At 60.8% G+C, this 21,901-nt stretch carries 28 protein-coding genes and 2 pseudogenes; 13 read left to right on the forward strand and 17 right to left on the reverse strand.

Annotated features, from left to right (window positions below; genetic code table 11):
• Positions 1-375, forward strand: a 375-nt coding sequence (locus ACP96_RS03665) for a zinc ribbon domain-containing protein (protein ID WP_154020393.1), incomplete at its 5' end; no start/stop codon positions are given.
• Positions 376-960: 585 nt separating this feature from the next.
• Here the strand turns inward: ACP96_RS03665 and ACP96_RS03670 are convergent.
• Both ACP96_RS03670 and ACP96_RS03675 read right to left on the reverse strand, forming a co-directional pair.
• Positions 961-1,296: a rhodanese-like domain-containing protein gene (locus ACP96_RS03670; protein ID WP_050032259.1), complete on the reverse strand. Its 336-nt coding sequence runs from the start codon at positions 1,294-1,296 to the stop codon at positions 961-963.
• A gap of 2 nt (positions 1,297-1,298) precedes the next feature.
• On the reverse strand, positions 1,299-1,598 hold the full coding sequence (locus ACP96_RS03675; RefSeq protein WP_050032261.1) for a sulfurtransferase TusA family protein: 300 nt from the start codon (positions 1,596-1,598) through the stop codon (positions 1,299-1,301).
• Positions 1,599-1,748: 150 nt separating this feature from the next.
• Between ACP96_RS03675 and ACP96_RS03680 the strand changes: the two genes are divergently transcribed.
• On the forward strand, positions 1,749-2,768 hold the full coding sequence (locus ACP96_RS03680; RefSeq protein ID WP_050032262.1) for a PLP-dependent cysteine synthase family protein: 1,020 nt from the start codon (positions 1,749-1,751) through the stop codon (positions 2,766-2,768).
• Positions 2,769-2,812: 44 nt separating this feature from the next.
• Here ACP96_RS03680 and ACP96_RS03685 read toward each other — a convergent pair whose 3' ends face one another.
• Entirely contained in the window at positions 2,813-3,076 is a 264-nt protein-coding gene (locus ACP96_RS03685; RefSeq protein WP_050023736.1) for a MoaD/ThiS family protein, read from the reverse strand.
• Positions 3,077-3,324: 248 nt separating this feature from the next.
• Between ACP96_RS03685 and ubaA the strand changes: the two genes are divergently transcribed.
• The 3 genes from ubaA (at position 3,325) to ACP96_RS03700 (ending at position 6,506) form a co-directional block, all read left to right on the forward strand.
• Positions 3,325-4,188 (forward strand): SAMP-activating enzyme E1, encoded by an 864-nt coding sequence (ubaA, locus tag ACP96_RS03690; protein ID WP_050023738.1) that lies wholly within the window; start codon positions 3,325-3,327, stop codon positions 4,186-4,188.
• Positions 4,189-4,266: 78 nt separating this feature from the next.
• Positions 4,267-5,691, forward strand: coding sequence for an APC family permease (locus ACP96_RS03695; protein WP_050032263.1), 1,425 nt, complete (start codon positions 4,267-4,269; stop codon positions 5,689-5,691).
• On the forward strand, positions 5,691-6,506 hold the full coding sequence (locus ACP96_RS03700) for a universal stress protein (protein ID WP_050032264.1): 816 nt from the start codon (positions 5,691-5,693) through the stop codon (positions 6,504-6,506). The genes ACP96_RS03695 and ACP96_RS03700 overlap by 1 nt, the downstream gene beginning before the upstream one ends.
• A gap of 38 nt (positions 6,507-6,544) precedes the next feature.
• Here ACP96_RS03700 and ACP96_RS03705 read toward each other — a convergent pair whose 3' ends face one another.
• Positions 6,545-6,973, reverse strand: coding sequence for a desampylase (locus ACP96_RS03705; RefSeq protein WP_050023742.1), 429 nt, complete (start codon positions 6,971-6,973; stop codon positions 6,545-6,547).
• 125 nt (positions 6,974-7,098) lie between these two features.
• On the opposite strand from ACP96_RS03705, the gene ACP96_RS03710 reads away from it, so the two are divergent.
• Positions 7,099-7,563 (forward strand): DUF302 domain-containing protein, encoded by a 465-nt coding sequence (locus tag ACP96_RS03710; protein ID WP_050023744.1) that lies wholly within the window; start codon positions 7,099-7,101, stop codon positions 7,561-7,563.
• A gap of 28 nt (positions 7,564-7,591) precedes the next feature.
• Here ACP96_RS03710 and ACP96_RS03715 read toward each other — a convergent pair whose 3' ends face one another.
• Together ACP96_RS03715 and ACP96_RS19465 are read right to left on the reverse strand one after the other, a co-directional pair.
• Positions 7,592-8,056 (reverse strand): MGMT family protein, encoded by a 465-nt coding sequence (locus ACP96_RS03715; protein WP_050032265.1) that lies wholly within the window; start codon positions 8,054-8,056, stop codon positions 7,592-7,594.
• 49 nt (positions 8,057-8,105) lie between these two features.
• A pseudogene (locus ACP96_RS19465) lies at positions 8,106-8,356 on the reverse strand (transposase); the annotation flags it as partial.
• Between ACP96_RS19465 and ACP96_RS03720 the strand changes: the two are divergent.
• Positions 8,346-8,570, forward strand: a complete 225-nt coding sequence (locus ACP96_RS03720) for a hypothetical protein (RefSeq protein ID WP_050032266.1) — start codon at positions 8,346-8,348, stop codon at positions 8,568-8,570. The pseudogene ACP96_RS19465 and the gene ACP96_RS03720 overlap by 11 nt on opposite strands.
• Before the next feature lie 188 nt (positions 8,571-8,758).
• Positions 8,759-9,160, forward strand: coding sequence for a hypothetical protein (locus tag ACP96_RS03725; RefSeq protein WP_050032267.1), 402 nt, complete (start codon positions 8,759-8,761; stop codon positions 9,158-9,160).
• A gap of 45 nt (positions 9,161-9,205) precedes the next feature.
• On the opposite strand, the gene ACP96_RS18465 is transcribed toward ACP96_RS03725, so the two are convergent.
• The 6 genes and pseudogenes from ACP96_RS18465 to ACP96_RS03755 form a co-directional block, all read right to left on the reverse strand.
• Positions 9,206-9,958: a hypothetical protein gene (locus ACP96_RS18465; protein ID WP_154020394.1), complete on the reverse strand. Its 753-nt coding sequence runs from the start codon at positions 9,956-9,958 to the stop codon at positions 9,206-9,208.
• Between the two features lie 129 nt (positions 9,959-10,087).
• Positions 10,088-10,653, reverse strand: a pseudogene (locus ACP96_RS19790) (hypothetical protein); the annotation flags it as partial.
• Positions 10,654-11,097: 444 nt separating this feature from the next.
• On the reverse strand, positions 11,098-12,129 hold the full coding sequence (locus tag ACP96_RS03740; protein WP_050032270.1) for an integrase: 1,032 nt from the start codon (positions 12,127-12,129) through the stop codon (positions 11,098-11,100).
• On the reverse strand, positions 12,126-12,875 hold the full coding sequence (locus tag ACP96_RS03745) for a hypothetical protein (protein WP_050032271.1): 750 nt from the start codon (positions 12,873-12,875) through the stop codon (positions 12,126-12,128). Before ACP96_RS03745 ends, ACP96_RS03740 begins: the two co-directional genes overlap by 4 nt.
• Positions 12,872-13,246 (reverse strand): helix-turn-helix transcriptional regulator, encoded by a 375-nt coding sequence (locus tag ACP96_RS03750; RefSeq protein ID WP_050032273.1) that lies wholly within the window; start codon positions 13,244-13,246, stop codon positions 12,872-12,874. Before ACP96_RS03750 ends, ACP96_RS03745 begins: the two co-directional genes overlap by 4 nt.
• Before the next feature lie 183 nt (positions 13,247-13,429).
• Positions 13,430-13,612: a hypothetical protein gene (locus tag ACP96_RS03755; RefSeq protein ID WP_050032274.1), complete on the reverse strand. Its 183-nt coding sequence runs from the start codon at positions 13,610-13,612 to the stop codon at positions 13,430-13,432.
• A 253-nt stretch (positions 13,613-13,865) separates the two neighbouring features.
• Between ACP96_RS03755 and ACP96_RS03760 the strand changes: the two genes are divergently transcribed.
• The gene (locus tag ACP96_RS03760) at positions 13,866-14,117 is read left to right on the forward strand and encodes a winged-helix domain-containing protein (RefSeq protein ID WP_049906348.1); all 252 of its coding nucleotides are present in this window, start codon (positions 13,866-13,868) and stop codon (positions 14,115-14,117) included.
• 67 nt (positions 14,118-14,184) lie between these two features.
• On the opposite strand, the gene ACP96_RS03765 is transcribed toward ACP96_RS03760, so the two are convergent.
• The 3 genes from ACP96_RS03765 to ACP96_RS03770 form a co-directional block, all read right to left on the reverse strand.
• On the reverse strand, positions 14,185-14,388 hold the full coding sequence (locus ACP96_RS03765; RefSeq protein WP_050032275.1) for a hypothetical protein: 204 nt from the start codon (positions 14,386-14,388) through the stop codon (positions 14,185-14,187).
• 453 nt (positions 14,389-14,841) lie between these two features.
• Complete coding sequence (locus tag ACP96_RS18475) at positions 14,842-15,693, reverse strand: hypothetical protein (protein ID WP_154020395.1); 852 nt, start codon at positions 15,691-15,693, stop codon at positions 14,842-14,844.
• Between the two features lie 9 nt (positions 15,694-15,702).
• Positions 15,703-16,521 carry a hypothetical protein gene (locus ACP96_RS03770; RefSeq protein ID WP_050032277.1) on the reverse strand — a complete coding sequence of 273 codons (819 nt, stop codon included), beginning with the start codon at positions 16,519-16,521 and terminating at the stop codon, positions 15,703-15,705.
• 92 nt (positions 16,522-16,613) lie between these two features.
• On the opposite strand from ACP96_RS03770, the gene ACP96_RS18480 reads away from it, so the two are divergent.
• The 3 genes from ACP96_RS18480 to ACP96_RS17535 all read left to right on the forward strand — a co-directional run bounded on the left by ACP96_RS18480 (position 16,614) and on the right by ACP96_RS17535 (position 18,649).
• The gene (locus tag ACP96_RS18480) at positions 16,614-17,426 is read left to right on the forward strand and encodes a hypothetical protein (protein WP_154020396.1); all 813 of its coding nucleotides are present in this window, start codon (positions 16,614-16,616) and stop codon (positions 17,424-17,426) included.
• Between the two features lie 111 nt (positions 17,427-17,537).
• A complete protein-coding gene (locus tag ACP96_RS03775) occupies positions 17,538-17,864 on the forward strand; it encodes a GIY-YIG nuclease family protein (RefSeq protein WP_237561604.1) in 327 nt (108 codons plus the stop codon).
• Positions 17,865-18,055: 191 nt separating this feature from the next.
• The gene (locus ACP96_RS17535; RefSeq protein ID WP_082222456.1) at positions 18,056-18,649 is read left to right on the forward strand and encodes a type IV pilin; all 594 of its coding nucleotides are present in this window, start codon (positions 18,056-18,058) and stop codon (positions 18,647-18,649) included.
• A 104-nt stretch (positions 18,650-18,753) separates the two neighbouring features.
• On the opposite strand, the gene ACP96_RS03785 is transcribed toward ACP96_RS17535, so the two are convergent.
• Positions 18,754-19,071, reverse strand: coding sequence for a hypothetical protein (locus tag ACP96_RS03785; RefSeq protein ID WP_050032279.1), 318 nt, complete (start codon positions 19,069-19,071; stop codon positions 18,754-18,756).
• 273 nt (positions 19,072-19,344) lie between these two features.
• Here ACP96_RS03785 and ACP96_RS17540 point away from each other — a divergent pair, with 273 nt between their 5' ends.
• Positions 19,345-20,607, forward strand: coding sequence for a pentapeptide repeat-containing protein (locus ACP96_RS17540; RefSeq protein WP_082222457.1), 1,263 nt, complete (start codon positions 19,345-19,347; stop codon positions 20,605-20,607).
• A 62-nt stretch (positions 20,608-20,669) separates the two neighbouring features.
• Here ACP96_RS17540 and ACP96_RS03795 read toward each other — a convergent pair whose 3' ends face one another.
• A complete protein-coding gene (locus tag ACP96_RS03795; RefSeq protein ID WP_082222460.1) occupies positions 20,670-21,704 on the reverse strand; it encodes a Cdc6/Cdc18 family protein in 1,035 nt (344 codons plus the stop codon).
• Between the last annotated feature and the right edge of the window lie 197 nt (positions 21,705-21,901).

Raw genomic sequence — 21,901 nt, forward strand, 5'->3', positions numbered from 1 at the left:
AAAAAAAAAAAAAAAAAAACCGGGAATAAGAAACTACACTCATGGGCGTTCGACCGCATCTACCAGTACCTCGAATACAAAGGCGAGATGCGCGGTGTGGAGGTGCTGAAAGAAAACGAGTGGAACACCTCGAAAACGTGTTCCCGCTGTGGAGACGAGACGAAATCGAATCGCGTCGAACGTGGCCTGTACGTCTGCTCGTCGTGCGAGTTGGTAGCCAACGCGGACTGTAACGGGGCGGAGAATATGCGTCAGAAGATAACTCCGAGTCCTCACGGCGAGGATAGGAGTAACGGCTGTGTGGCACAGCCATCGACACACTTGTTCGACCGCGAGAGCGGGACGTTTCACACGAGAGAACAGGTCGTGTCGTAGACCAGCAAATATCCCACCTGCGGTACGGGAAGCCTCGCCGTTTACGGCGAGGAGGATGTCACGCGTCGTTACAGCCGCTGTGACGGAGAACACCTTCAAAGCCCCAGCCGCTCGCTTATAAGTAGTTACCGACGGATCAACGGTGAAGACTTCCAAAGCCCCAGCCGCGCTCGGCTCCCACAGCTCGCTGCGCTCCTCAGTCGCTCGCGTTGCTCGCTCCTTGTGGTGCTTACGTCGCTGGGGTTCGCCGATCGCGGCTGCCCCTTTGAGTCCCACCCGCACAGCACCGCCGGAAGACGGTCCTGCTCGCTTCGCTGCGCGGGCTGCGACTTCCGTGCTCCCGCTCGCTCCCTTCGGTCGCTCACGGGACCGCAGCCTCACACCTCCCCAGCCTCGTCGGTGGTCCTCCGCGTCGCTCCGGACCACCGACTCCCTCGCGCGTGCTCCTCGCGCCCGGTGGGCGCTCGGAGGCACGCGCCACCGCACCGTGCTTCACTAATAAACACCCGACTAGAAACGGTCCTAAGCATCCGATCGAGAGGTCACTCAAAGGCGAGAAAACCGCGAGAAAACTCGACTGCCGGCTCAGGCGTCCGCCGCCGCGCCGGTCTCCAGTTCGAAGTCCCACTCCTCGTAGCCGCCGGACATGCTGGCGACGAGCACGCCGTCCTCGACGCCCTCGTAGCTCTGGATCAGCATCGCGGCCTGCTTCGACGACTGGCCGACCGGACACGCGCAGACCACGTCGGTGTCGTCCCAGTCGATGTCGGAGACCTGCGAGGGGAGGTCGCCCAGCGGGACGTTGATCGAGCCGGGGATGTGACCCTGCTCGTACTGTTCGGGCGATCGCGTGTCGATGACGCGGACGTCGCCCTCTTGGACTCGCTCGTTGACTTCCTCGGGGGTGAGTTCCTCGACCATGATTACTCCTTCCGCATGAAGATGCGGTAGCGACCGTCGCCCGACTTCCACACCTTGGCGGTCGCGTCGTCGCCGACCGCCTTCGGGACGTTCTCCGTGCTCGGGACGTGGTCGGTCTTCTGGACCAGCACGTCGCCGGCGTCGAGCCCCGCGATGGCCTTCTTCGCCTCGACCTGCGGGTACGGACAGACCTCGCCAGTCATGTCCTGTACCTCGGTCGCGTCTGCCAAGAGCGACTCGGCGGTCTCGTCGTCGAGCTCGTCGGGCATCTCGACGACGTCGTCCCACGATGGTTGACTCATGGCGAGTCGTACGGGTCTGTCCGGGTAACCCCTTTCGTGACCGGCAGGCTTCTCCCGTATCTCTGACGGGCGATCGTCGCGCACGACCGCGATGGCCGTCGAGAACGCCGTTTCCGTCGGACTCTTATTGAGGAGCGATCTACGGGACCCATGAGCGAGTACGTCGTCGACGAGTCGACTATCTTCGAGACGCCCCTTCTGGAACTCGACCTCGACATCGAGTCCGACGCGGACGTGTACGCGAAGGCCGAGTGGTTCAACCTCTACGACGCCCCGCACGGCGGCGGCTCGATCAAATCTCGGATCGCGAAGGGGATGCTGGACGGCGCGGAGGAGCGCGGCGACCTCGACCCCGGTGTCACCGTCATCGAACCCACCTCGGGCAACACGGGCAGCGAGGTCGCGCGCCTCGCGAACGCTCGGGGGTACGACGTGGAGATCGTCATGCCGGACAACGCCGCGGGCGGGAAGATCGACGCCGTCCGCGACGCCGGCGCGGAGATCCACTTCGTCGACGCCAACCTCGGCTACGACGCCGTCATCGAGCGTTGCGAGGAGATCATCGCCGAAGATCCCGACGCCTACTACCGGCCGAACCAGTACGAGAACCCGGACAACCCCGGCACGCACGAGCGCACGACCGCCCGGGAGATCTACGAGGCGACCGACGGCGAGGTGACCCACTTCGTCGCCGGCGTCGGCACCGGGGGGACGATCACCGGGACCGGACGCGGACTGACCGACCTGACAGACGGCGCAGCCGAGATCGTCGGCTTCGAGCCGGACGAGCAGCTCCACGCCATCGACGGGCTGAAATACCTCAAGTCGGGCGACCACTACCACCCCGACACGTACGACGAGTCGGTCCTCGACCGGACGGAGTACGTTACGACCTCGGACGCGTACGACCGAGCGCGGGCGCTCCGCGAGCGCTACCTAGACGACCCGGTGCCGATCGCGGACTCCGGCCGACACGACGAGGCGACGGTCCGGGACCACCTCCGGGTCGACGACCAGTTCGTCGTGGGCACGTCCGCTGGCGGGGGCGCGGCGGCGGTCGCAGGGCTCGACGCGGCCGGCGATCTCGCGGACGACGACGTGGTCGTGTTCATGCTGTGCGACCGCGGCGACAAATACGCGGACATCCCGCTATGGGAGGACTATTTATAAGGACAGAGCTTCGGCGGCGCGGGCACCCCGTCGGCTACCGACGGTTACCGTCCGCCGCTGGCGGCGGGGATGACTCGGACCTGCGCGTCGTCGGGTACTTCGGCGTCGAGGCCGTCGACGGGCGTTCCCTCGACGTAGACATTGATGAACTCCTTGATCTCGCCGTCCTCGATGACGCTGTCTCTGAGCTCCGGTCCGTGCTCGTCCGCGTGGTTCTCGAACAGTTCGCGGACCGTCTCGCCGGCGACTTCGACCTCGGAGGTCGAGGATCCTCCGACCAGCACGGCCGGCAGTTTGATCGTTGCCATGCGTTTGGTTCGCCGTCCTCCCCAAAAAGGGGCCCGCCGACGGCAATCTACACCCCGGTCTAACACGCACCGCTGACCGTGGAAACGGGGAGTGTCGGTCGGCTCCGTCGATCGGTCGCGAGACCCGGACGGTTCGGCCGGTAGCGGAACTTCGTCGATCGGTCGTGCGCCGCGATCGCACCTCCGAGAAGGCGGCAGTACCTTTGGGGGGCGGCCGGCTTATGAGTTTCCGGTGTGAAGAGGCGTTAATGAGCGATCTCGACCTCGATCCCACCCAACTCGACCGCTACTCCAGACACATCATCATGGACGACGTCGGCCCCGAGGGCCAGAAGGCCCTGCTCGACGCCGAAGTGCTCGTGCTCGGCGCCGGCGGGCTCGGCGCGCCGATCATCCAGTACCTCGCGGCCGCCGGCGTCGGCACCCTCGGGATCGCCGACGACGACGAGGTGGAGCTGTCGAACCTCCAGCGCCAGGTGATCCACGGGAACGACGACGTGGGACGCAAGAAGGTCGACTCCGCCGCCGACTTCGTCGAACAGCTCAACCCCGACATCGACGTGCGGAAACACGAGCTCCGCGTCCGGCCCGACAACATCGAGGACCTGATCGACGGCTACGACTTCGTCGTCGACGGCACAGACAACTTCGCAACCCGATATCTCGTCAACGACGCCTGCACGCTGGCCGGCATCCCCTTCTCGCACGGCTCCATCTTCAAGTTCGAGGGGCAGGTGACGACGTTCGCGGGCGACGACGGCTCGCCGTGTTACCGCTGTCTGTTCCCCGAAGCGCCGCCGGCCGGGATGGTCCCGAACTGTGCGACCGCCGGCGTCCTCGGGGTCCTCCCCGGCACCGTCGGCTGCCTGCAGGCGACTGAGACGGTGAAACACATTATCGGCGAGGGCGAGTCTCTCGACGGCTCGATGCTGTTCTTCGACGCGCTCGACATGGAGTTCGACAAGGTGGAGATCCCCAAGCGCGACGACTGCCCCGTCTGCGGCGACGACCCCGCCATCGAGTCGGTCCACGACGTGGAGTACTCGGCCTCCTGCGCCATCGACGTCGGCGGCGACGACGAGTCCGAGCCGGAGATCGAAGCGAGCGACTGAACGACCGGGACCCCGCGCCGGTCCGCCGCGGTTTCGCCTCCCCACACTTATCCGGCGGTCGTTCGTGCCCGTCGCCACATGACCGACGAGCCGAGCGGCCGCAACCTCGACGGCGACGCGCCGGTCGCGGAGACCGTCGTCGAGACCGGGGAGGCGACGATCACCGAGGACGCCGAGCTCGAGCGCACCATCGGGCTGACGGGCGGCCTCGCCATCGGGATCGGGACGATGATCGGCGCCGGGATCTTCGTGTTTCCGGGGCTGGCCGGCGGCGAGATCGGGACGGCGGCGACCGCCTCGTTCGCGGTCGGCGGGGTGATCGCCCTCCTCGTCGCGCTCCCGACCTCGGAGCTGGCGACCGCGATGCCGCGGAGCGGCGGCAGCTACTACTTCATCTCGTGGGGGCTCGGGACACTCGCGGGCACGGTCATCGGGCTGTCGCTGTGGCTCGGGCTGGTGTTCGCGACCGCCTTCTACCTCGTCGGACTCGGGTACTACGCGCTCGACGCGCTCGCGCAGGTCGGGATCGCGGTCGGCGCGAGCTCGGGCGCGATCGTCTCCGCCATCGCCGTCGTCGCCGGGGTCGCGTTCACCGTCCTGAACGTCACCGGCACGGAAAACGCCGCGAAGCTCCAGAACGGCATCGTCGCGCTCCTGCTCTCGATGCTGGTCGCCTTCCTCGGGTTCGGCCTGTTGGAGGCGTTCGGCGTCGTCGCCGTCGACACGCCGCCCGGCCAGTCCGAGAGCGTCTGGGAGGCCGTGCCGATCCTCTCGGTCGCCGCGCTCGTGTTCACCTCCTACCTCGGGTTCGCACAGGTCGCGACGGTGGCCGGGGAGATGAAGGATCCCGGACGGAACCTCCCGCTGGCGATGGTCGGCTCCGTCCTGATCGTCACGGTCCTCTACGTGCTGACCATCTTCATCGCGACGAACATCTTCACGCGCGACGCGTTGTTGACGGCGGGCGAGACCGCGATGGTCGAGGTCGGGCAGGCGCTCCTCGGGCCGGCCGGGGCGCTCGTGATCATCGTCGGCGGACTGTTGGCGACGATGTCGTCGGCGAACGCGTCGATCCTCAGCACCTCGCGGGCGATCTACGGGGTTTCGAAGGACGCGCTCCTCCCGCGGTGGGCGAGCCGGATCAACCTGCGGTACGGCACGCCGCACGTCGCGCTCGGCATGGCCGGCGGTCCGGTGGTCGTCCTCGCGGCGACCGGGCAGGTCCAGCTGCTCGCCGAGGTCGCCTCCTTCCTCCACCTGATCATGTACGGGCTGATGTGGGTCGCGCTCGTCGCTATCCGCCGGGACCGTCCCGACTGGTACGACCCTGACTTCGTCGTGCCCGGAGGGCCAGTTATCCCCGTCGTCGGGGCGCTCGCCAGTTTCGGGCTGATCGCCTTCATGAACCGGCTCTCGATCCTCGTCGGAATCGCGGTCATCGCCGTCACGGCCGGATGGTATTTCTACTACGCCCGCGACGTGGAACTCAAGGGGGCCCTGTAATGACACGCGTACTCGTACCCGTCGCGGTGCTCGAGGGAGGGAGCGTCTCGCCCGGCTTGATGTCGCTGCTCGGCACCGTCGACGTGACGGTGCTCGGCTACCACGTCCTGCCCGAACAGACGCCGCCTGACCAGGCCCGACTCCAGTTCGAGGAGCGCGCGACCTCCGCGCTGGAGGACCTGAGCCAGGAGTTCCGGACCGCCGGCGGCGCGGCCGACCACCGGCTCGTGTTCACGCACGACCGCGAGCAGACGATCGACCGGGTCGCCGGCGAGGTCGACGCGGACGCGTTCGCCGTCCCCGGAACGACCGGCGACGTCGACCGGATCCTCGTGTCGCTCTCGGGCGACGTCGATGTCGACCGGATCCGCTCGTTCGTCGAGGCGCTCGTCGGCGACCGCGCTATCGGCGTCACGTTGTTTCTCGCGACGGGAGGGCAGATCTCCGACGACGCCGCGGGGGACGCCGACACCATCGGTACCGGCGACGACGGCGCTCCGGCCGCCCAGCTGGAGGCCACGGCCGATCGGCTCCGCGAGGCGGGGATCGACGCGGAGACGACGGTGGCGACGGAGGGGTCGCCGTTCGACTCGCTGATCGACGCGGTCCCGGGCCACGACGCCGTCGTGATGGGCGAGCGAGCGCCCTCGTTCCGGTCGTTCGTGTTCGGCGACGAGAGCGAACGGGTCGCGGCCGCCTCGGTCGGTCCGGTTCTCGTCGTCCGCGACCGCCGGGACACGGACCCGGACGACGCGGTCGAGCGGACGGGAGATCCGGACGACGCGGACGGGACGGCGGAGGGAGACGACGAGTAACGCGGTACGGGGTACGGCGTGACAGGTCGAAACTGAGCCTACCGCTCGCTCCGCACCGAGACCGTCTCCTGCTCGAAGCCGTCCTCGTCGCCCCGCCAGCGCCACGACCCGACGAACGGGTAGCCGTCGAGCGCGCAGATCACGTACGAGTGGTCGGGCCACGTCGCCCGCGCGGCGTCCGTCTCGCTCGGGTGGGTCGGCCCGGTCGGGTGCGAGTGGTAGAATCCGACCACGTCGAGTCCGTCGTCCTCGATCGTCTCGATGAGCTTGAACTGCTCTTCTGGGTCGATCAGGTACCGGATCTGTGGCGTCTCCGCGACGTTCTCGGCCTGATACGTGTCGGTGACGACGCTCGGCTCCCCGTCGTCGCCGTGGGTGCCCGCGAGCACGCCGCAGATCTCCGCCTCGCCGCCCCCGTACGCGTGGTACACGATGTCGTCGTAGGCCGCCCGTGAGAGTTCGATCATAGCGGATCCGAGGCGGCTCCGCCCCATAAGTCCGTCTCGTCCGGCAAGCGACGCGGCCCGCTCGGGGTATCGACGGGGAGTGGTCGGCGCGGATCCTTTTTATTGTCGCCGCCGGAAGCGCCTCTATGAGCGACACTGCGGCCGAATCGCCCGCGCCGACCGCCGACGAGGCGCTCCACATCACCCTCGACATGCCGTTCGACGACGCGGTCCCGTTCGTGCAGATCGAACACGAACTCGCCGACTTCGAGACGGTCCGCGTCACCAGGCTCGACGAGATGATCGAGGGAATGTTAGGCCACGACGACGTGGAGCGCACCGCCCTGATCGTCGTCTGCCACCCGGAGATCGCGTACGACGCGCTCTCCATCGACCCGACGCTCGCAGGGATGTTACCGTGCACCACGATGGTGTACGAGCGCGAGGGCGACGACCTCGTCCACGTCCACCACGTGTCGGCGACGAAGGCGATCCGGGACCTCGGCTGCGCTCCGGGCGACTGCGACGACGCTGTCGACGATCTGGTCGAGAAGACGGGCGAGCTGATGGCCGTCGTCTGGGAGAACATCGAAGAGCACGGACAGACGTAGCGGGTCGGCCGCGCCTCAACCTGGGCCGCTACAGCCCTTCGACGCGGCGGAGCGTCTCTCGCACGTCGCCCGGCGTGGCGTACGGGCCGCCCTGCACGCGGTGATCCGGGAAGAAAACCGGAATCGGGTTCTCGCGGAGCGCGTCGGTCACCAGCTCCAGATCCTCCGGGTCATCGGCGTCGAGCGCGGCCAGCCGCGTCAGGCGGCTGACCGAGACCTCTTCGCCGTAGGGGATCGTGTCGAGCGCTTCGAGGACGCCCCGGCGGTCGGTCGGTACCGTGAGCCCGGTGGCGACATCGTCGAACGCGTCGCGCTCGCCGCCGAGGTACGTCCCGATCCGGTCGAGCAGTTCGTGATCCGCCGTCGCGTCCGCCGGCGCCTCCGCCGGGAACGACACCGAGATGACGCGGCCGCCGGCGAAGCCGACCTCGACTGCCCGTCCGATCTCGTCGAACTCGCGGGCGAAGACGCCCGACGTTCCCGTCGTGTCCATATCTCTTGTTTGATGATTTGATTACTTAAACAGTGGCCTGTTGAACCCTCAGGTCGTATTCTCTCGCGTAGTAGTTCGACAACTTGTGGAGGAAGTCCCGTCGCTTTCGTTTGAGATTGGCGTGTCGTTCGGCCACGACCTGCCGTTGTTTCTCTCAATTCGCAGAGCCGTGTTCCTTCCGTGAGAGGTCGCGTTGTGCGCGTTCAGTCGCTCACATTCCTCGCTGAAGTCGGGACTTTCGATGGCGTACCCATCGGTATCGTGGGCGTACGTGAGAATCTCCACGTCAATGCCAAAATTCGCCCGTGGGTTCTCGCTCGTAGACGCGCTTGACGCGGACGGCCTGAAGCGACAGGAGGCGATCGACAAGGCGATCCGCGCGGTGGAGCGTCACGGCATGACCTACGCCGACGCGGGCGACGTGGTGGGCTACTCCGCGGCGTGGGTCTCGGACCGAATCGCTGAATACCGCGACGGCGAGCACGGGGATCCCCTGAACGAAGCCAGCGCGTGAATCGCGAGACGCGGAGCCGATTCGCTCGTTCATTCACTCGCCCACCCCGGCGCATACCTTATTTATACGCGGGCGATCGTGACGGGGGGCACGAATCCGCGTGGGGGAATCGCGGCCGAGTTCGAGCGATCGACGTTCGACTCGCGGCGAGATCTCGATTGCCAACCCCAACCCAAACGGATCGACCGATGAGCTACGACCCCGCGATCGTCGGCTACTACGGGAAGCTCGTCGAGACGTGGGCGGCCGACCGCTATCCGATCGAGCTCGACTATCCCGAGGTTGACGGGCTCAAGTTCGACGCGACCGACGAGAAGGACGGTCGGCCGTGGGACGTGAAGGGCTCAATGACGAACGGCGTCCGGCCGACGTTCAAGTTCTGGAAGGATCAGCACCGGACGCTGGGTCGTGAGGGCGGTGGGTACGTCCTCGTGTGGTACCGGGCGGAAGGACGGGAGATTACGGTCGTGTCGTCGCGGAGTGTTCGTGCGAGGGCTTTAGAGATCGACAACTGGACGAATCCCGGTGAGACGCATTATCGGAGTCATTCGCGGGAGGCGCAGGTACCGGCTAGTCAGCTACGGTTGTGAAATTCTCCGGTTGTGTTGAAGCATTTCAAGTATAGAATAGATGTACTATTTTTCATTTTCTTTTTCTTCTTCGGACAAAGAACCATATATTGTTGCATTATTGACCGACTGATCTGATTCTATATTTTTTCTGATGTGTTTTAGAGTAGCGTCAGATAGATCCCTGTGTTCGCCATCAGATTTTTCTTCTGTAATATATACATCCCTTTTCAGGCTATTTGGCCTATCTCCCACCTTATTCTCAAGCCTATCAAGCTTCGATGAAAGATGCTCCATAAAACCCACCAACTCGGCAAAGCTCTGACTATCCGGATCCTCACTTTCTTCCCAAGATTTTAGCTTGGCAGACTTGGAGACAGGCGAGTCGAACTCTGGGTCATCGCTTTCTATAAGGTCAATCTGGTTCTGAATTTCTTCGACAGCTTGCTCTGCAACACTCACATCAAAATTGTATTTAATCGTCCTCAAATCAGAAATATCAAATGGAATATTCTGAGAGGTATTGATTAGCTGAATGTATGGGTCGCCAGTTGCGTGTCGTATAGCTAATTCATAGAAGACATTTGGATTATGATCTGTTAAATCTGCAATGACAAGATCACTATCAACCACTTTGCGGATGACCTGCGAGGTGATACTACCAGGTTCAGACATTTCATCAGATCTAATAACATTATACTCATAATCCTCTAGGGCCTCTCGAATTATGTATTTAAGAAGCTTGTTAGCGTGTTCTCTGGTCTCACTTCCCTCGCTGCCAATCGGAGATATCACAAAGCATTCTTTCGGATTGCTCATGCTTGGTTGTAGATAGATACTCTTACGCTAAATTGTTTGGTAAGATGGACTAGTCTAAACCGGTCATACTATTCAGTAGGTAACCGATCCCGCGAAACCGGAGAGGTACCTTAGAATCTGTGGCCTTAGCTACACCCCTAACCGGACCCCCCGGCGTCGGTTCGACGGCGACGCCGAGCTCGTCGAGCGTCCCACCTCGTCGCGGTAGTGCGTCACCGCCTCCTTGAGCCGCTCCAGATCGCGGCCGGCGTCGGTCCAGTACTTCTTGAGTCTCGTTACCAGGTCCGACCACGACTCGCCCGCGAGGTTCCCCATCCGAACCCGGAGGTGCGCCTCGCGCTCGTCGATGTGGATCCCGTTCGCCTGGCAGAACGCGATCAGCTCGTCCGTGCGCTCGTCGAGGGCCTTCCGCTCGGCGTTCTGCACCGCGTTCGCCGCGCGCCCACGGCGTTGCGAACGCCCTCACGCGCCGCGTGCAGCGCCTCGACGACCTGCTCCGCGGCGTGATGCGACCGCAACGCGACCGAGCCCTGCTCGCGGACCACCATGCCCTCGATCCGCCGGAGCCCCCGGCGCACGCTGTCGGGGTGCCAGTCGTGTTCGTCCGCGAGTTCCGCGGGCGAGACCTCCCCGCCGTCGGCGACGAGCGTCTCCAGCGAGTCCCACTCGACCGGCGAGAGCCCGTCGGTGAGCTGGGGTTGCGGGCAGGACTGTTCTGCGGGTCGGCCGTCGGAACGTCCTTCCCGGCCGCGCTCCCCTCGCGGATCCGCACCCACAAGTCACACTCGGGGCAACGGTGGGCGCGATCGTCGGCGTCGCCGTGGACTCACCGAAAGTCGTTCGGAACGTGGGTGCCACATTGGAGGCAGTTGCTCCGGCTACTGTGAGATCGGAGCAACAGCATGCCGAAACCACTCGGCTAACGCAGATCGAGGGAGGGCAGTGGCTACCGGCGTACTTCTTGCCCGGACAAGACACGCTAGCAGAGTCACTAGCGGTGTAGAACGACGAAATTGGGTGGCTGGGGAGTCCCAGCCCACCAATCCCGCACGGCCAAAGACCGTGCGCGCAGTAGGTGGGCCAACACGGTCTTGGCTCTTCTGTCGGGCGATTTCGTCGAAGTTTCGCTCGCGTACATGTTAGATGTCCTCCGGGATGTGTTCCTGCCGGCGGTGCGCTCGCTCGCGGTTGCCGGCCTTGTCGTAGTGCTTTTCGAGCACGTCTTCGGACGCATCGCCGCGATCGCTGATCACGGGCCGCGGCGTTCCGGCCGTCCGATGCGCCGTGACCGAGCCGGTCCGCACGTGGTGCGGGGCGCGCGACGACGGGCACTTGCTCGCCTGTTCGGCCGGGATCGCCTCGCACTCATCGGGGTCGCGGTCGTGAGGGCACTCCTCGCCGATGACGCACGGTCGCGTCACGCAGTAGATCCAGCGCTGGAGCGTCGAGACGCCGGGCCGGCCGCGGTTCGTCGTGATGAGTGGCTTGCGCCCTTGGTCGTCGACCACGTCGATGCGAGGCCCGGATACGTAGTCGTCGACGACCTCCGCGACCGCCTCCTTCAGAATCACGTCGCGCTCGCTCGTCGAGCCGTTCTTCAGGGGCGTCAGCGGCGGGCGGTGTCGGAACTGGAGGGCGCGATCATCGGAGTCCCAGTCTTCGAGGTCGAGGGCGCGGACGCCCCCGCGCCGGGCCGGGACGCGCCACATGAGCAGGAGCGTGACGTGTCGGCGGGACGCGTACTCGTAGGTGGAGAGGTAGTCGAGGGTCGCCCTCGTGCGCTCCGAGGAGAGGATCGTGTCGTTCGACTGCTGGTCCTTCGAGGGCGACGGGACCCGGATGCGATCCGGGAGTGTCTCGGGGACGCCGCGGATGTCGGCGACCCGGTAGAGGAACTGCTTGACCGTCGAGACCTGCCCCTGCATCGTCATCATGTTGCAGGGGTCGTGGTCGCCGTTGTCCTCGCGCTTCCAGACCCGCCACTCGTGGACCATCCGGACGTCGACGTCGTTCATGTTGGCGACCTCCTTCCGATCTTCGAGCCAGTCGACGAACGTCCCGATGCGGTACTCGTGGTCGCGGAGCGTTGCGTCGGCGAGTTCGCCGCGGCGCGCGTCGAGGTAGTAGTCGAGCGCGGCGCTCGGCGTGATGGGATCGAGGTCGTCGCTCACTGCGAGTCCCCCATATTCTCGATTCGGTCACTCACCGGATCAAACTCCCACCCGGCAACCGAGCCTCCGTATAAGTCGCCGTAAGCGTCGACAACGGCGGTCGCCGTCGCACGGTCCGACCGACCCGTTCGGTCCGGGTTCAGATGCTCGCGATCACGTTTACGCTCTCGGTCCTGAACCAACTGTAAGAGGAGCGCGTTCTGGAGTTCGAGAGCGTCCGCGACGCGGGCGAGGTCGTTATCGGGCCGATCACGGCCGCCGTCAGTGCGACGGCGGCGCAATTCCGCAGTTAGTTTTTGGTCATCTAGCCCTTCGGTTGATCTGGTGCATTCGGCGCACCGTGTCAGAGGCGCATTCGCGCGGATTCCCCCTTTCTCGTCACCGCAGCTGCCTCGATCATCACACTCGCTACTTGGGTCTCGATCGACGCCGCCGTCGGTCACGAGGTCGCGCTCGCCGGCGTGGTACCGGAGGTCCTCGACGAGCGAGATCGCGCGGTCCGCCTCGAGGTCACGCTGGAAGCGGTCCCGGAGGTCGAGTTCGTCGACGGTCCGGGCGTCCTCGCGGATCGCGAGTCGGGCCACGATCTCGCCGTCCGACCCGTGCCGGCGATCGACGAGGTCGTAGAGCGACTGGAGCACGGCACGGTGGTCCGCGAGCAGGCGCGCCGCGCGATCGCGGTCGGCGTACGCGAGCACCGATCCGTGGCGGTTTCGACGGACTTCGACCTCAACTGTTGGGCTCACGCCTTCTCACCTCCGACATCGAGGGCGACGTCGATCGCGGTGCGGCGTCCCGTGAGCAGCTCGCGGCCGCGATCGGTGACGCGGTAGGCGTTGGTGCGGCCGTCGATCTCTTCCGTCTCGATCAGGCCCTCCTCTTCGAGGTCACTCAGGTTGGTGTAGAGGCGGCCGTGGTTGATCGGGTCGGAGTACCGATCTTCGAGGCGGCTCATCAGCGTGAGGCCCTTCGGCAGCTCCTCGCCGTTGACCTCGGCGGCGACCAGAAGGAGGTCGCGCTGGAACCCGAGGAGGTCGTACCAGGTGGTCTTGTCGCTGTGCGGCTCGTCCGTCGGCTGGGTGTGTGCGTCGCTCATGGTGGTGTCGTCAGGCGTCATCGGTCGGTCGTCGCGCGGTACTGGTCGCGCCGTCGTGAGTCGGCATACGTCGGAGTCGCCCCGACGCACGGATTACTGTCCCCCGGCCGGTTCCGAACGGTTCCGGATGGTCGCGCCCTCGGCGGCGTGTCCGGGTTTCCGCGGTTCGGGATGGTGTTCCGGACGGGGTGGCCGTCGCGTCGATCATCGGCCGTCGGGGTAGAGATCGACCTCGTCGCGGAACTCGCGGAGGGTCGTCTGCGCCACGTCGTGGCTCGCGCGATCGGCGCGGATCAGCGTCGCGAGCGCTGCCGGGTACTCGTCAGTCAGAGTCGATGCCGCGTCTCGGACGGGAGTTTCAAGCCCCCGCGTCGAATCGGTGTGCATGGGTTTCGTGGGTATACACGGAACCCCACACGGGCCGGCTGTTCCAGCAGCGCGGCCCGCGTCCTTTTCAGGCCCGGCGCGTGTTCGACGACGGCCGAGTGGGTCCGTGATTGTAGCGTGTGGGTTCGGGGGTATTAAAGATTAGCCTATACAAGCTAATTTATGGCTCAGATAAGCTCCTCAAAGGACACACCCCGTATAACTAACAAAGTTCCCATACGAGATAGCGAAAATGCGGCCTATTCCGGGGTGGATGACGATGACTGACCTGGTCATCTTGGAGTTCCTCAACGACCACAACCTAGAACTCTCCCCGAAGCCTCTCTACCGGAATTTAAATCGACACGGCCACGATATCGGATATTCTACAGTGCGGGGACGGCTACCAGAACTGGCCGAGAAGGGGCTCTTAGCGAAGGATAGTGACGGATACTACCAGCTGACTGACCTCGGTGGGGACTACCTCGCAGGTGAGATCGACGCCGACGAGCTGGAAGACGCATAAAAGTCGATCTCGGTATTCACGTGCCGATCGTCTCTGTCGTCGCCTTCAGCCTCGCCATCTGGTAGCTCTACCGGTCTTCGGATTTTGACCGCGGCCAGTCGTCGTCGACCTGCTCGATCAACTCTGTCACTGGTAGGTCCTGTTCGTCAGCGATCTCGTCGACGAGTTCCCACGCCCGTGCCTCACGCTCGTCGAGTGCCCGCGGGTCCCCCGCGTACGCCGTGAGTGCTTCCGCCACGAGCAGCCAATCCTGAGGGTGCCAGTCGTTCATCGAAGTGAGTTGGTCGCGTTTTCCGGTTTAAACCTGAGTGTAAGGACACGCGCTAGTGATAGCCGAGAAGATCGACAAATATCGGCCCACATCAACCGGCGACTTTCCGACCTTACGGATTACGGGCTTGTAGAGAAGCCAAAACGCGGCTACTACGAGATCACGGATATCGGTCGAGAGTACCTTGCGGGCGAGATCGACGCCGACGACTTGGAAGACGCCGACGAATGATGCGAAAGCGGCGGACAGGATACAAATGCCAGCTGACGACCGGATTCTAGAGGCGCTTGAAGCCGGGTTCAACCTTACGCCTGCCGTGATCGGAGAGAATATCGATCGCTCTCGACAGCACACCTTCTTAAAATCATTCTAATATTATTAGCATATATATCGTATGTGAGTAGAATTGTCGACCAATCATACGGTCTGAAAGGCAGAGAGACTACTTATTGATTAGATGAGATTATTTAGTAGAGGTGATGAAATTCCAAGATAGCGTACTATTATCCAATAACCGATGAATACAGCAATAGTCACGATCAGGACCGACAACATTTTTGATGTGTTTTTATTGAAATTGTTATTGAGTCGTTGATACAGATAGGCAGTTAGTTTTGATACAGCATATTCCCCGATGCTTTGCAAATTTCTGCTTCCAGGGGCAGAAATCAGACCAGGGATACCAACTACTGCAATGAGAACGATTGTACTTGACGCATCTTGACTAAACGCAGAGATAACGAGATACATAATCGCTGCCGCAGGCTGAAATATTGCAAATACTGGTGGGAGTAGTCCTTGAGATCCCTCAAATTGAGATGAAATATTTCCAAACAGTTCCGTACCTACTATTTGAGTGGTTATTATTAGAATAATAATACAGACAATACCAGAGAAGCTGTACCAAAGTGCAACAGATGATGAAAGAACTTTTATTTGCTCTTTTGTTGGTAGATCAATCTGGGTAGGATGAGGGTCAACATGGTGTCCCACACTTGGGAGCAAGGAAATTTGATTCCCTCTATAAACAGTCATTCGTTTCCAACTCTTTCTTGAACCTTCTCTCAATCCGCTCACAAGCCGTTTTACGTATACACCATAGATTGAGAGAAGAATTCCTGTCAAAAAGTATCTTAAATAGGTGGTATAATTCCCCCAATCTGTAGGGACCGTTAATAACAGCATAGTTGCGATCGATATAATACTGAAACCAGAGACGAGTGAGATGTAGAGTCGACTATTCCATGGACCAGCCTTCTCAGCTTCTCTCTCTCCGACAGACAATCCGTCTTTGCTTCTGTCCATGGTGATATGTTATATACTTGTGACATAAGCAATTATGGATCCTAGTATTATCCCAATCCCGTGGCTCACAATATTCGTTAACGTTCCACCCTCCACTAACGCCGCCGGAAACAGTTGCAGTACCAAGAACGCTAGTACGGTCACGACGAGCCCTCCAGAAGCGAGCTGAAACGCAAACGCTCGCGATGCGACGTCGACCGTCGGCAGTTCCCAGTCACGCTGATACAGCGACCCGACGACCTGAAGCCCGATTCCGAGCGTGACGAGTCCGGCGACGATCGGCTGAATCCCTCCGGCATACACCACGCTGACCAGTAGCAGCAGGAGCAGCACGAGCGACACGCCGACGACCTCCGCGAGTTCTGACCCGTACGTATCCCAGACGGCGACGATGAACGCGACCAACAGAAACCCACCGAACCCGCCGACGACCCCCGAGAAGCCGCGAGAGTATCCCTCGACCTCGGGGAGCACGGTCCCGAAGACGAGCAGATCGACGCCGTTGACCACTATCGGCGTCACGACGAGCAGTCCGATCACCGTCCGCCGGAACCACTGTCGCCGATCGGTGTAGAGACACAGCCAATACGCGTAGCTCACTGCGATCAGGTAGCCGACGACGTTCCCCCGGAGGTGATCGACGCCCGCGTGGACGTACGCCGCCGTGAACACCGAGTACCACTGCGGATCGCTCGGTCGAAGCGCGAGTTGTTGTTGGAGCGTCGTCGGTGTGAGGAAGTAGATCGACGCGAGGAGGGCCGGGACTGCGAGGATGAGGGTGAGGTCTCCGGCGAGTTCGTGGCGTGTTGGAGGGCTCGCGTCGGTCACGGTAGTCTTTGGTCGGTGTTGAGACAATGATAAAAATGTTAGGCCGCACTGGTTTAGCAAAAATTCATTACTTTACATCATAATATCTAATTATGTCACTTGATTCGGACACTGACTATCAGATTAGAGGTGTTGATTATCGCAATGGTTCCGCTGTTCCAACAATTCAGATCAACGGTGAATTGAGACTTAATAATAAAATTTCTTTAATCTCCTCTGGAGCTGAAGTTTCAGTCTCTACGGCCTCCGGCAAACGTATTTTGTTACCATCACCGGCTGTCTCGCTCGAAAAAACTGAGGAGATTAGAGATTCACACGGATTTAGCGTCGATGTTGAGGTTTCGTATTCTACTCTCGAAAAGATAGAATCCATTCGTGAGGACGATAAACTAACTTTTGAGGTTGATTTGTGGATGTCTGGAAGTACGCGTAGGAAGGACGAGATTGAATCAGCACATTCATCTGCGGACTACAGCCTAATCCCAGCTGTGTGGACCGAGGTTCTTGGTGGACTTGGATACCATGACACACGAACTGCTACATTGAATTTAGGTGTGTCAAATATCCGAGTAAGAGACTCGTTAGACAGTGCTCATGCTCAGATAGAGAGAGCTCAAACTAAACACGACAACGGGGATTATCAAGGCGCAATCGTGGGATGTAGAACTGCGGTGGAAACACTACGAACGCTTGATGAGGACCTGGAGGGTCTAATTGATGATAGAAAGTTGGACGAACTTGATGACATTCTGGGTGAAGTTGAAAAAGGATTCATGGGTGGACAAGCCCATGCCTCCGAAAAAACGAACATATCCCCACCACTGAAAAGAGATAGTGACCTTGCCCTTGGTATCACCAAATCCTGCTTACGCTACATTTCTACCGTGTTCGACGAAGAGGAGTAATAGGGGACGACTTAATTTCTGTCTACGAAGTGACTGACAATCCCAATTGTCGTCTCACTCAATCTGGTTTCACCGGAAAACCCTCAAGAGACACTCACGCAAGACCTGTCTATGAACGAAGTTGTCTACGCGATCCGGATTTCTCACTTGGAGTATTCGGGCCTGAAGATAATGGACATCAAGATCGGCAAGTCCACCAACATCGACAACACCCTCAGACAGTACAGCAGAGGCAACAGGGACATCGAACTGCTCGACATGTGGACACTGAATCCCGACAAGAACCTGTCCACAGCCGAACGCGGCGTCCATGAGGTCGCCGAGAAGTACGCGTACGACAAGCAGAGAGAGAAGTTCGTCTTCCTGCAAGGCGCGTATCAGGACTTCGCGGAGACGGTCAACATACTGCTCCGGCTCTGCGCTAGCAGGCTTTCATAGGTGTTGAAATCCTTTATCCCTAGTACGAAATCCGTGCTGAATACAGGGCGCATCCACCAGCCGAAAGCAGTGGGCCGGTCAGTCTGTGTAGTTTCACCAAGCCGTTCAGGTTATTTCGATGAACTCTCCGATTATCGCTGAGACAATTTGAAGCGCAATTTTTATTCTAATTGTGATATAAAATGTCAGTAATGCGGGGATTAATTGATAAACGTGCGGCCACGCCGGCTGTCGGAATAGTGCTAATTGTTGCAATAACGGTTATTCTTGGAGGTGTTGTCGGTGTGTTTGCGTTCGGGGTCGTAGATGACCTCGGAGAAAAGCCCACCTTTGCTGCTCTCGAATTGACTTTTGAGGAAGAACCTGCATCGGCACCAGATTATGGCAAGTTTCGGTGGGAACTCGAACTCACCAATAGAGGAGGTGAAACTGTGGACGCTGACGAAATTGTGGTCTATCTTGATCATGGGAATCAGCGGGTTACTGGAACGCTCAATAGATCGCTAAGAGCAGGTGAAACAGTTGAGCTAACGGTAGTTCACAATAATCAAGGCGGTAACACGATTCCGGGCGATGTCAACTGTGCAGATGTCAATGTAGCGTGTCGGCTAGCCGGCGATGAGGCCAACTATCCCGATGATGACCAGATTCGACTCCAGATGATACACGAGCCATCGGAGTCAACTCTCTACCGAGAACAGATTAGCATTTCCGGGGAGTACGGGATATTTAACGGAAATCCAAGTGATATTGATATAACAGATGAAACGCTGACTTTTGCATAACCTCGCTGTCGTGCTTCTCGAAGACCTCGGACCAGTCGAGGTTCTTGAGGACCACGTCCTCGAACCGGTCGGCGAACGCGTCGAGGCGGTCGGCCTTGTCGCTCTCAGCGACCACCTTCCAGGCGTTCTCCGACGACGCGGGCGACGCGCTCGACCCAGGCCGGCACGTCGGCGTCGTGAACGGTGCCCCCCTCGCAGAAGGTGCGGACGATCTCGATCGAACCGCCGACGATCCGCGCGTCGAGCTGCCAGTCGTACTGGTTCGCCGCCTCGATCTCGACGCGGAGCGTGGAGTTCGCGTCGACGCTGACGACGGCGCGGGCGTGATCGGGACTCCGACCGCGAATCCGCTTGTCGACGAGGTCGATCTCGAACTCGTTCGTCTGTGCGCTGCCGTCGTGGACCGATTGGGTCGAGGCCATACCGAGGGCTGGTCATCGGTGAAGGTTGAGTGTGTCCCGTAGTGTTCCGGATGGTTCCGAATGCCGGTGAACAGCACGCTGTCATGTAGTTTGTCGCCTTCGGGATGGGTTCCGGATGACCGAACCGGTCGACATCCTGTTGCAGCAGCAGTACCCCCACGTGACCCTCACTGATCGCAGCACCCTGCCCGACATGATAATCTACGAATTTGGGGAAAATCTCAGCCAAATTGTACCCTGGGTCATTATTATGATCCTGAGTGAAATATGAGTATGGTCAGCCACGACTACGAGATCCCTAACGATCCGGCTGTATCACCGGAGGATATCGACTCAAATGCTGACCTCGAGGGTGCCGACCTCTCGGAAGCCACACTTACGGGAGCCAACCTTTCGGAAGCCACCCTGCGTAATGCAGATATTACGGGGGCTATCCTGGTCGGAGCCGACCTTACTGGGGCCACTCTATCAGGTGCCGATCTCACAGGTGCTGATCTATATCGTGGCAAGTTGTCTGACGCTGATCTGCGCGACTCGGATCTTTCGAGGGGTAATCTCATTGATGCAGACCTTTCGGGTGCCGCTCTGGAAAGATCCGAACTCGTAGGTGCTGATATGTACCATGCCAACCTCTCGGAGGCCACTCTGGTTGGTGCTGATCTGTCGGAAGTCGATTTATACCGCGCTGACCTCCCCGAAGCCACCCTGCGTAACGCTGACCTCTCGGGGGCTACCCTTCGTAAAGCAGATCTTTTTGAGTCCGATCTCTACCGTGCTGATCTTCCGGAGGCCGACCTCTCCCGCGCTGGACTTTCAGAGACCAACCTTCGCAACGCAAGCCTCTTCCAAGCCAATTTGCGAAACGCTGACCTCGTGGGAGCGAACCTCCGTGACGCCAATCTTTCGAAGGCCGATCTAGCTGGCTCTGACATCTCTACGGCCAACTTAACGCGTTCTCAGTTAGAGGATGTACTTTTATGGAACACATCCCTTTCAGGAGCATTAGTCTCCCGAGGAACCGCGTTTGATGCGCCAGGGGATCGCATTGAACAACTAGCAAATGACGAGGAGACAGATTCTCTTTCTGACCCCACTGACCGTTATGATGCGATAGCAAGGGCAAATAACGAGCTCAAAACCGTATACAGTAACAACGGGCTGATTAGCCAAGCTAGGAAAGCTCGCTCTCGGGAGCGGCGTGCTCGCCGTCGTGAAGCAAAAGCTGATGATACACTTCAGGGCACGGTAGCTTGGCTGGGATCTCTTCTATCGCGGTTGACTACAGGGTATGGCGTGAAGTTGCGTCCGGTGATCTTCGTCATGATGGCGCTGTTTCTAGGCTCAGCAGTTGTGTATTCGACGAACGAGATGAGTCTCGGTGAAAGCCTATATTACAGTATTGTTACTTTTACCACGTCACCGCCGGGCGATCCGGATCCAGGTCTGATGCGTGTGGTTGCTGGAATTGAAACCTTCCTCGGCACAACGATGATCGTGTTTCTCGGTTACGTGTTAGGTGCCCGCGAACAGGTGTAACTGCAGATGGTTGTATAATCACTGCTGGGATTTGACGACTCAAAAGTCGGATTTCTACATAATTAGGGCTCTCCGAGAGTTCCATTTTGATGATCAACCCCGACGAGACTGTACCGCTTCGATCCGCCGTGCCGCTCGACGTCGACGAGGTTGTAGTGCTCCAGCTTCGGGAGGTGATTCTCGCGAAGGTACCGCAGCGTCACGGGGTCATCGTGCGCCTCCTGGTACCGCGCGTACAGCTCTTTCTGGATGAGCCCGCCCTCCTCGGCGAGGACCTCGTACAGCGCACGCTGGTGTGTGTTCAGCTTCGAGATGGTCTTCTGCCGGACCTCGCGCTCGGCGTCGGCGACCGCGTCCTCGACGAGCCGCGCCGGGATCGCGGACAGTCCCTCACGTGTCGCCATCCGCGCACCGACCCGCAACGCCGCGATCGCCTGTCGCGCGTCTCCTTCGGAGAGGCGCGCGATCCGCGCGAGCACGTCCTCGTCGACGGCGCCGGGGCCGAGTCCCTCCCGAGCCCGGCGAGAGAGGATCTCCGTGATCGCGTCCTCGCCGTAGGAGTCGAACCGCACGCGGTACGCGACGCTGATCCGAGAGGTGATCCGGTCGTCGAGGTCCGCGAGGAGGTCGACTTCCCGATTCGCGATCCCGATCCACGAGAGCCCGCGGATCTCGTGGAGGTCGTACAGGACGTTCGTCTCGCGCAGCTGGTCGACCTCGTCGAGGATGACGACGCCCGGACCGTTGAGGTCGGCCATGATGCGGTCGATGAGTCGGCTCGTCGGTGCGGATCTCGGCATCGCGGCGCCGACGAGATCGTGGGAGATCCGTTCGAGCACCGCGTTTCTGGTGTAATGCTTCCAGCAGTTCACGTAGGCGTAGGGGACGTCGAGGACTTCTCGACGAAGCTCGCGAACGGCAGCGCGGGCGACGGTCGTCTTCCCAACACCGGAGGGACCGAACAGAAAGCAGTTCTCAGCGCGAAAGCCGTCTTGGATCGGTGCGAGGGCGTCCGTCACCTCGTTCATGTGTCGGTTTCGGTCGACGATCGGGTCAGGCAGGTGATCGTCTTCGAAGACCGATCCATTGCGTACCACGTCTCCGTCGCGTATCACGTCTTGGTCGGTCTCGGTGTGAGTATATAAGCCGACCCCACGGTGTTCCGGATGGTTCCGGATGGTCGAATTGTCGGCTCCAGAACCAGAGGTAGAGTCAGTCACCCCCGACGTAGAACGAAACAATTTCTCAATACCGGATGACGTGGATAGGGATGAGTAGTTGGATAGCAAGACCA

This window comes from Halorubrum halophilum (genome assembly GCF_000739595.1).
Classification (GTDB): Archaea; Halobacteriota; Halobacteria; order Halobacteriales; family Haloferacaceae; genus Halorubrum; species Halorubrum halophilum.